The sequence below is a fragment of the Microcystis sp. LEGE 08355 genome (assembly GCF_015207185.1).
Lineage (GTDB): Bacteria > Cyanobacteriota > Cyanobacteriia > Cyanobacteriales > Microcystaceae > Microcystis > Microcystis panniformis.
On record NZ_JADEXI010000161.1, the window covers coordinates 1 to 8,610 of the forward strand.

Below are 8,610 nucleotides of genomic sequence, written 5' to 3' on the forward strand. Positions count from 1 at the left end.
CCGATCGAGTGACCGGTTGGTCTGTCAATGGTAATTTTGTCCAACGCACCACAGCATTAACTTTTTTATCTCAAATCGGTCGGGCGAGAATCAATTAACTATAATTAGCTAGTCCCCTCCCTATCTTTCCTATTTCTTTACCGCTGCCGACTCATGAGTACATCCGTCCCGAGTTCTTCGATTCTCTTGGTGGGAATTGAGGAGAATATGGCTAAACTAGCTAGTGCAGACTTGAAAGAAGCAGGTTATCGCCCCCTGATTGTGCCTCGCCTTGATCTGGCTTTCCCAGAAGTGAAAAGTTGGCAGCCAGCGATGATTATACTCGATCGCTTCCTGGCGGCGGAGGCTGGTGTGAATTTTTGTCGTCGTTTACGTTCCCAGGGAAGTCGCGTTTATATTATTTTGTTAGTATCTCAAGAAACCCTAGAAGAACGTCTCGCCTGTTTGGAAGCGGGAGCCGACGATTATTTTCTCAAACCCTATAATTCGCCATCTTTTCTCAAATTAATCCGTTTTTACCTGCAACCTCTGGAAATTATCCACGAACAATTGCGTTTCGGTGACTTAGTATTAGATTTAGCCAGTCGTCGTCTCTCCTATAAAAACAAAAATATTGAGTTGACGATGAAGGAATTTGAACTGCTGCGCTACCTCATGACTCACCCCAAAGAAGTATTATCGAGGGATAAAATTCTGGAAAATGTCTGGGGAGACGAATTTCAAGGAGAATCAAACGTTATTGAGGTATATATTCGCTATTTACGCCTGAAGATGGAGGCTGGTGGTCAAAAACGCCTCATTCATACCGTGCGCGGTGTCGGCTACGTTTTACGGGAATCTTAACAGGAGTTAGGAGTCAGGAGACAGTATTCAGGAGTCAGGAGATTATTTTTATTTATTCTCCCCACACCCCACCAGCCTAGTCAAGGGCTGCTATTCAATCTGGATGGAGTTGGGGGAATCGATAGGAGGGGTGGAACTTCCCGGAGTGATAGTTTGACGGTATTGGCTATAAAGACGGTCGCGCCAAGCAAAAAAGCCCTCGTAGGCGCTATTATCGGCTAACCCCGGAATCCCCTTGCCTTGCAATTCCCTGGGTAAGTTGAGATAGGAACCCTGGGGAAACTGAAGCAGTACACTTAATCCCGCCACGGCTAAATCGGCTAAACTGGGCTGATCACCGACTAAATAGGGACGATTGGTTAAAATGAGGTTCAAAGCCTCTAAATCCTGTTGTAGCCCCTTTTTCGCCGTATTGATAGCATCTTTTCCCAGACCTACACCCGCCCCCAAAATATCAATTAATTCCCCCGGCATGGAACCCAGCAACAAGCGCATAAAACCGGGAGTTTCCCGGGGTAAAAAAGCGGTACGAAAGTTTTGATTTTGGGCAAAAGCGCCGAGAAAAGCGGTTCTTCCTTTTAATCCCAGGGATTCATCGGCCCATTCTTCGATTAATAAACATTGACCCCGTTGGAGGGGGTCTGTGGGGATAATTGGTTTTTCAGGATACTTGCGATCAAGATAAAAAGCAATCTCGGTCGAGTCGGCGATATAAGTATCACCATCCTTGAGGACCGGGACCTGGCGCTGTCCGGAAAGACGGAATAATTCCAATTGTCCCACCCCTGGCACCACGTCCCTTTTTTTATAGGCAAGACCTTTATAGTCGAGGATGAGACGGACTTTCTCACAATAGGCAGATAATTCAAATTGGTAGAGTTCTAGCATAGGATGATATGGCCTCTCGATAAATCAGTTTCTCCCTGATTACTCTAACCCTATCGGGCATCAATCGCCTAAACCTAAAGACTTTACTCCGATTTTACTCAAACATTTGTACTAAAAACGAGAAAGGCGAAAAAATAATCGTTTGCTAATTTTAGGGACCAGATCCAGCAAACCCAACTGAATAGCTCCACGCTTTTAGGCTAGAATATCTTCGAGTGCCAGAAGAGCCGGAATAACTTATATAGGGTCTGCTGAAAAAGTTTTTCGTGGGGGTAGGGTGTGGGGTATAGGGTGTAGGGTTTTACCGATTTTCAGGTGGTCAACTACCTAATTTTCAGGGAAAAAGCACCTGAATTTTCCCCCCGATCCCCGCAATGGCTGGCACTTTTTGAGGGGAAAAAAGTCTAAAAGTCCTATCCAACAAGGTTTTTAGATTTATTCAGCAGACCCTATATATTCTGGCAAGCTGACTTGCGAGAGGCCAATAGCATACCGCTATAGTAGAGGAGGCGTGCGAGGGCTGGCTCCTTTCTCGGATCAGAGGTTACTATGCAATTATCCATCGAAGTTTTTAATGATGTAGTTCACTATCTCGACAGCCACGAAGAAAAATTACGGATAAAAAAATTAATCTTTTGTATCTGTAAAAAATCTTGGGAAAATGATCCTAATATTTTGAACAGTGTGGCTATGGAAGACTTGGTGAAGGAGTTAGTGGAACTTAAAACAAGTAAAGAACAATTAACTTTTTCTGTTTATAAGTTAGTTAAAACCCTCAATCGTCCTAAAGTTTATCTGGGAGTAGCAACGGTTATTATCGAGCAAATCAGTCAATTATATAGTAATATTGCTGCCGCCTACGACAATCAATTATTACCAGTGGAACCGGAAGTTAACCCTAGCTTCACCAACGTTAATAATGATGTCAACAACGAGGAAGATAATTTATTAAGACAGGTGGTTAGTAGCCTAGAAAATCATCGAGAGACGGCGAGAATTCAAAAATTAATGTTTGCCGCTTGTAAAAATCGTTGGGAAAACGATCAAGCGGTGATTAATAATTATGGCTTAAAAAATATTGTTTTAGAACTTCAGCGAAACAATCCCAATTTCCTAAGCTTGCGACAAACTCTCAAGCAAGTTGCCAAAAATATTAATAAAAAAGCTCTCTACCTAGCCCTAGCCGATATTATTCTTACCCAGCTAGAGCCTCTCTACGATACTGATAACGATGACGAAGAAGAGGATAATGAGTCAAAAAGTCAAATCTTGAACACTCAAATAGTTCATCTAAAGAATGATTCTGATTCTGCGGCTAAAACCACATCTTTCTCCCCCTCTAGAAGTGAACCTGTGGATTTTTCCTCTTCGAGCATCAATCTAAATGAACCGCAATTAGTCATGGAATTGCCCTTTGCCGAGCCGGCTTCCTCAAATAACAACCCCAATAATTCCCCACAAATTCCCGCCTACGACCCCTTTGAAATTCGTTTAGAAATTTTCCAGTATGCTAATCCTTTACGAGCCAAAATATTGATTTTCTCGCTCCTATTTCATCCTTGGGATCGGAGCGGTCAAGATTGGTCAACTCTGCGAAGTTATACCCTAGAAGATTTACTACAACAACTCATCGAAAGTGGGAAATCTCTCAAGGATATCGAAATTCAACTATACAATATTGCTCAAACCCAAATGGATACGGATGCTAACGTTCAAACCGCCAGTATTCTGGTGCAAACTTTACAAAAAATTCTTTAATTTTTTATCCAAATTTATCTGGACATTCTACCTATGAAACCCAACGAATTAATTGAACGTTATGCCGCAGGAGAAACTCAATTTAGTGGCTTAAAATTACCAGGAGTTAATTTAGTTGGTGCTGACTTAATTGGCATTGTTTTAAATGAAGCAGATCTGCACGGAGCCAATCTTCTCTTTACCTATCTTAACCGGGCTAATCTCGCTCAAGCTAATCTTGTGACAGCTAATTTAAGCGGTGCTAGTCTCAACCAAGCTGACTTAAATGGGGCAGATTTACGCAGTGCCAATTTACACGGATCGATGCTACAAGGTGCGAATCTTCGTGATACCGATATAACCCTAGCGACGTTACTTGATGCTAACTTAATCGGGGCGGATTTACGGGGGGCTGATTTAAGTGGTGCTAACCTCACTGGTGCTTGTTTGCGGGGAACAAATATGCGTCAGGAAAAGAAAAATCATAACACTAATTTACAAAGTGCTAATCTCTATCGCGCCGACCTGCAAGGGGCTAATATGAAAGGGGTTGATCTGGTGCGTGCAAATCTAGTAGGAGCCAATTTAAAGGAGGCTAATTTGTGCAATGTTGACCTCAGAAAAGCGGATTTAACTAATGCTAATCTCCAAGATGCTTTACTTACTGATGCTAATTTAATCGGGGCGCATTTAGTGGGGGCAAATCTAGCGGGAGCCAATTTAGTGCGTTCAAAAATGACCGATACGGAAGCAATGCAGGCAAATTTCCATAGTGCAATTATGACTCAAATAAAATTTGATCGAGCTAATCTTAGTCAAGCTAATTTTCAAGCAGCAAGAATGAATCATGCTGACTTAAGAAGGGCTAATCTTTCAGGAGTTAATTTCAGCGAAGCTGACTTAATCGATGCTTTCTTTGCTAGAGCAAATCTCACCGGTGCCGATTTAAGTAATGCTAATCTAACTCGTGCCGAGTTAATGAGTGCTAATCTGATGGGAGTTAACTTCCGCGGTGCAATTATGCCCGATGGCCGGATTAATAATTAAAATTAATAAAGATTGTTGTTAGCAGTTATTCTGGTATAATTTAGGGGTAGAATTGAGGGTAGTATTATGGTTGAGCCAGCAATTATTACAGAAGATATGGGCAAAATTTACACCAGCATTACAGTGATCAATCGCGCCGATCAAATTTTAGCGGCGGCGGCTGTAATTTCTCCGGAACAAATTCGCTCTCTTACCCTAGAAAATGTCTTGGTGGATACGGGAGCAACTACTCTTTGTCTGGTGCCGGAAGTAATCTCCCGCTTGGGTTTACAGCTTTTAAAAGAAGTAGATGTGGCTACGGCTAAAGGGATAGGAAAAGCGAGAATTTTTCGCGATGCTACCTTGATTATTGCGGGACGGGAAGGGACTTTTGAATGTTTGGAATTACCTGGAGGTCAAAACAACTTATTAGGAGTAATTCCTTTAGAAGCTTTGGGATTAGAACCAGATCTTCGCAGCCAAAAACTACGAGTTTTACCCACAGAATCTAACGAGACTTATTTAACAATTTTATCGAACAAAATAGCTCTATAAAATTACTTTTTGTCTGACTGTTCCGGCTCTTTCAGCTATAGCGATAACCTCGATTTCTTGACCAGAAACTCCCTTAATCACCCATTCCACCGTACAGCGATAATCTAAACCATGAGCGAGGCTACTATATACTTTATTTGATCGCCCTTCTAAGTGACCGATTTCCTGCTCTAATTTTCCCACTATTAAACTCACCTCATCGGCTAAATTTAACTTGACTTGAATGGGACGAACAATCTTTCTTTCCAGTGCCTTTTTACTGGTATAAGTGGGTAAAAATCCCTGATTTTCTAACTGTAAAACCAGATGATAAATACCATTTCCCTCCGACTTAAGATCAAGACGAGAGATAGCTAAAAGAGGTGACATTAAAGCATGGGCAATAGTAAACTGACATTGTTTCTCACATAAATCCGGTAAATACTTTTCTGGGGCATTTTGCCAGACATTTTTAAAGTCCCAACCGCCAATTTCCACCTCTCCCAATTGGGGGTGATCAAAACTTTGCCAATTAATAAAACCCTCTCCCGCCAAATTCTCATCATTCCAACGCTGTAACTTCAATTCATCTTCCAAAGGATGCCAGCGAAACCATTGAATATAATCATCTTTTTTCACTCCCGCTTGGGTGGGTGCATCCCATAACTCCACCGTAAAACCATACCAACCAAAATGATCGTAACCGTAATCATCCATGGCACCGTTAGTCACTTCTTTGGGATGATAACGAAAATCGTGATAGACAGAAACGCATTCATAACCAGTCATTGCTTTTCCCTTGTCAGCAATATATTTATACATTTCTAAGTCTTCCACGGGGAAATATTCATCGGGATGGGTGCTATAGGGACGCAACATGACTGCTGAATAGGTATGATAGGTAACGAAGCCATTAATATTAGTGTTATTTGCCCAAAATTCGGCTTCTGCACGGGTTTCTGGCTCGGAAAAGGGAAAATCTCCGGCCCCCTGTTGCTCCCCTTCAGGAACCCAATAAACGGGGTAATTGCGGTTAAAATCCAGGCCCTCTAGGGTGGGGGCAGTGGTAAAATTATAGCCATCGTAATCGCGGATTAAACCTTCGGTGAGCAAAGTGTAAAAAGTTCCCTCAAATTCCTCCGGTTCGCGACGCGCCATAATGCGAGGATCTTGTTCAGAAATTTTCCAAGCGCCACAGGTATCTTTTTGGCGCATTTGTAGGATTAAACCATCGCCGTTAATATCTTCAGGATATAGCCCTGGTTTCTCATCCGTGTGGGGATAGGGGCGAATACTCGATCGTAACAGATAGGGAGTAGTGAGATATTTTTCCGCTCCATCCACGGCTAATCGCGGCAAAATATAGACAGTGTAATGGTCAAGAAGTCTGGTAATTTGGGAATTATGACCGTATTGGCGCAAAAGATGGGAGATAGTGTAGAGAGCGACGGCAGAGCCTGTTACTTCCCCCGCATGGGTGTTAGCATCGATCCAATAGGCAGGTTTTTCTAAATAATGGCCTGTGGCTTGATTTGTTAGGGTAGTTAACCAGATATCTCGATTTTCGTAGCTTTTACCGATCGAGGTGAGGCTAATTAAATTAGGATAGGATGACGCTAGGTTTTTGAGGAAAGAAACTAATTCGGCGTAGGGGTAATAGTGGCTAAAATCAAACATAATCTTCTGCAACTAAAAAAAAGGAGTCTCGGCTTAATTTGAGAAAATATAGGACAATAACAGTAAAAACTATGGATAGTCAAGATATTGCTCGCTATATTGAAGAAACTAACGGTATTTCTAAGCCTTGGCTGTTGGTGCAATTACGTCTCAAAAAACTGCAAGAACGTCGCGCCAGTCTTTCCCAACAGGAATATATTCAAGAATTGGATGATATTCAGCAAGACTTAATGAAATTGGGCGAATGGTGGCGAGGGATTGAGTCAGAAGTCTTTAACCCCTAAGCGGTGGCGATAATCTGTAATACTCGCGGTAAATCCTCAAATTCGCCGATGATGCGTTTCACTGGTTGCGGCCAAACCCGGACTAAAGTGGGAATAGCAGAGACATGATTAGATTCCGCTTGTTCTGGATGCTTAGAGATATCGATCACTTTCAGGGTATAGGGATGGTGTAATTCTCGCTCTAGAAGCTGATGGATCGATTCTAGGGTGTGTTTAGTATTGGCATTATTACCGGAGACAAATAACCGCAAAACATAACCCTTGGGACTAGGGTTAGTATAGTCAGAGTCAGCAGTAATCCCTGAAGTGGTTGGGGGGCGCTCCTGATAACGGAGAATCAGATCGTGGGATTGCCAAAGTTGGGGAAACTGCTGACGATAGGTTTCTAAGATAGTGGGATTAGAGGATTGTTCCTGCCAAGGTACGGTAAACCAAGCTCGATCATCCGTGGCGAAAATAGCATTTAATAAAGGCTGATAGCGACGGACAAGGGGATAGACTTCGGCTCTAGTATGAATACGGTGACTGTAGGGATCTCGCCAGCGATCGATGGTAGCAGTAAAACTAGGAACTAAAAAATGGGGGGGTTCTGGCAACCCTAAAGCGGACTGGAGAGCAGCACAGAGATTCAGATGCCAATGAGTTTGTTTATCAGGATCGATACAGTAAATCAGGTCGCCCCCGGGGGTAAACAGGGCGATGCCTTTAAAAATATCGGGCAACACAATCGCGGAAGTGGTCACTTGAGGGGTTCCCCTAGGGAATCAATAGGAGCTTCTATTTTTCTAGACTACTCAACTCTTGACCCCTCAAGGATTTCCTTCAGGGTTTTTCTAGATTCTACCCCGCAGCATCATCGCCATTTCATTGGGAACCGGGGACATTTCCAGGGCGACCTCATCGCTAATCCGTCCCTCTTGATAGAGGTTAAACAGAGATTGATTAGTGGTAATCATGCCATGGTATTCGCCATCTTTCATTAATTCGAGAATTTCGTCATTTTTGCCGCTGCCAATGTAATCTTTGACGGTTTCTGTGTTGACGAGAATATCGTGAAAAGCGGTCCGTTTACTGTCGGTGGTACGACATAAACCCTGGGAAATAATACAAACCAGGGATTCTGCGATCGCCACTTGCATCGATTCCCTTTCCTCGGCGGTATAAAGAGTTAAAATCCGCTCCAGAGTTTTAACGGCACTGTTGGTGTGCAGGGTTCCCATGACTAAGTGACCGGTTTGGGCAGCTTTCAGGGCCGTATTAACGGTGGATTTGTCCCGCATCTCCCCCACCAGAATAATATCTGGGTCTTCCCGCAAAGAGGCTTTTAGGGCATTATCGAACTCATGGGTGTGTATTCCCACTTCCCTTTGTTTGATCAAACTGCGACGACTTTGATGGACAAATTCGATCGGGTCTTCGATGGTGATAATATGTTTGGCGTGTTCTTTATTGATGTAATCGATCATGGCTGCGAGGGTGGTGGATTTCCCTGAACCCGTCGGACCGGTGATTAAAATCAATCCCTTCTGCACATCGCACACATTCCGGAACACAGCCGGTAAGCCCAATTGTTCCATAGTGAGGATTTTCAGGGGAATTAGACGCAAAACCATCCCAGGAC

Annotated in this window: 9 protein-coding genes; 5 read left to right on the plus strand and 4 right to left on the minus strand. The window is 43.1% G+C overall.

From position 1 onward, the window contains the following. Positions 1–153: 153 nt before the first annotated feature. On the plus strand, positions 154–843 hold the full coding sequence (nblR, locus tag IQ242_RS10355) for a response regulator transcription factor NblR (protein ID WP_193959908.1): 690 nt from the start codon (positions 154–156) through the stop codon (positions 841–843). A 90-nt stretch (positions 844–933) separates the two neighbouring features. Here nblR and IQ242_RS10360 read toward each other — a convergent pair whose 3' ends face one another. Further along, on the minus strand, positions 934–1,731 hold the full coding sequence (locus IQ242_RS10360; RefSeq protein WP_193959909.1) for a glutathione S-transferase family protein: 798 nt from the start codon (positions 1,729–1,731) through the stop codon (positions 934–936). Positions 1,732–2,280: 549 nt separating this feature from the next. Between IQ242_RS10360 and IQ242_RS10365 the strand changes: the two genes are divergently transcribed. The 3 genes from IQ242_RS10365 to IQ242_RS10375 all read left to right on the plus strand — a co-directional run bounded on the left by IQ242_RS10365 (position 2,281) and on the right by IQ242_RS10375 (position 5,049). Beyond that, the gene (locus IQ242_RS10365) at positions 2,281–3,489 is read left to right on the plus strand and encodes a hypothetical protein (protein WP_193959910.1); all 1,209 of its coding nucleotides are present in this window, start codon (positions 2,281–2,283) and stop codon (positions 3,487–3,489) included. A gap of 33 nt (positions 3,490–3,522) precedes the next feature. Then, a complete protein-coding gene (locus IQ242_RS10370) occupies positions 3,523–4,515 on the plus strand; it encodes a pentapeptide repeat-containing protein (RefSeq protein WP_193959911.1) in 993 nt (330 codons plus the stop codon). Between the two features lie 66 nt (positions 4,516–4,581). Further along, positions 4,582–5,049 (plus strand): aspartyl protease family protein, encoded by a 468-nt coding sequence (locus IQ242_RS10375; protein ID WP_193959912.1) that lies wholly within the window; start codon positions 4,582–4,584, stop codon positions 5,047–5,049. Here the strand turns inward: IQ242_RS10375 and IQ242_RS10380 are convergent. Further along, positions 5,044–6,705 carry a M14 family metallopeptidase gene (locus tag IQ242_RS10380; protein WP_193959913.1) on the minus strand — a complete coding sequence of 554 codons (1,662 nt, stop codon included), beginning with the start codon at positions 6,703–6,705 and terminating at the stop codon, positions 5,044–5,046. The two genes, IQ242_RS10375 and IQ242_RS10380, sit on opposite strands and share 6 nt — an antisense overlap. 71 nt (positions 6,706–6,776) lie before the next feature. Here IQ242_RS10380 and IQ242_RS10385 point away from each other — a divergent pair, with 71 nt between their 5' ends. Next, on the plus strand, positions 6,777–6,989 hold the full coding sequence (locus tag IQ242_RS10385) for a hypothetical protein (RefSeq protein WP_002758960.1): 213 nt from the start codon (positions 6,777–6,779) through the stop codon (positions 6,987–6,989). Here IQ242_RS10385 and IQ242_RS10390 read toward each other — a convergent pair. Together IQ242_RS10390 and IQ242_RS10395 are read right to left on the minus strand one after the other, a co-directional pair. Beyond that, the gene (locus IQ242_RS10390; protein WP_002786357.1) at positions 6,986–7,732 is read right to left on the minus strand and encodes a circadian clock KaiB family protein; all 747 of its coding nucleotides are present in this window, start codon (positions 7,730–7,732) and stop codon (positions 6,986–6,988) included. The genes IQ242_RS10385 and IQ242_RS10390 overlap by 4 nt on opposite strands. A gap of 90 nt (positions 7,733–7,822) precedes the next feature. Continuing rightward, the coding region (locus IQ242_RS10395; protein WP_193959914.1) for a PilT/PilU family type 4a pilus ATPase at positions 7,823–8,610 on the minus strand (788 nt) is incomplete at its 5' end.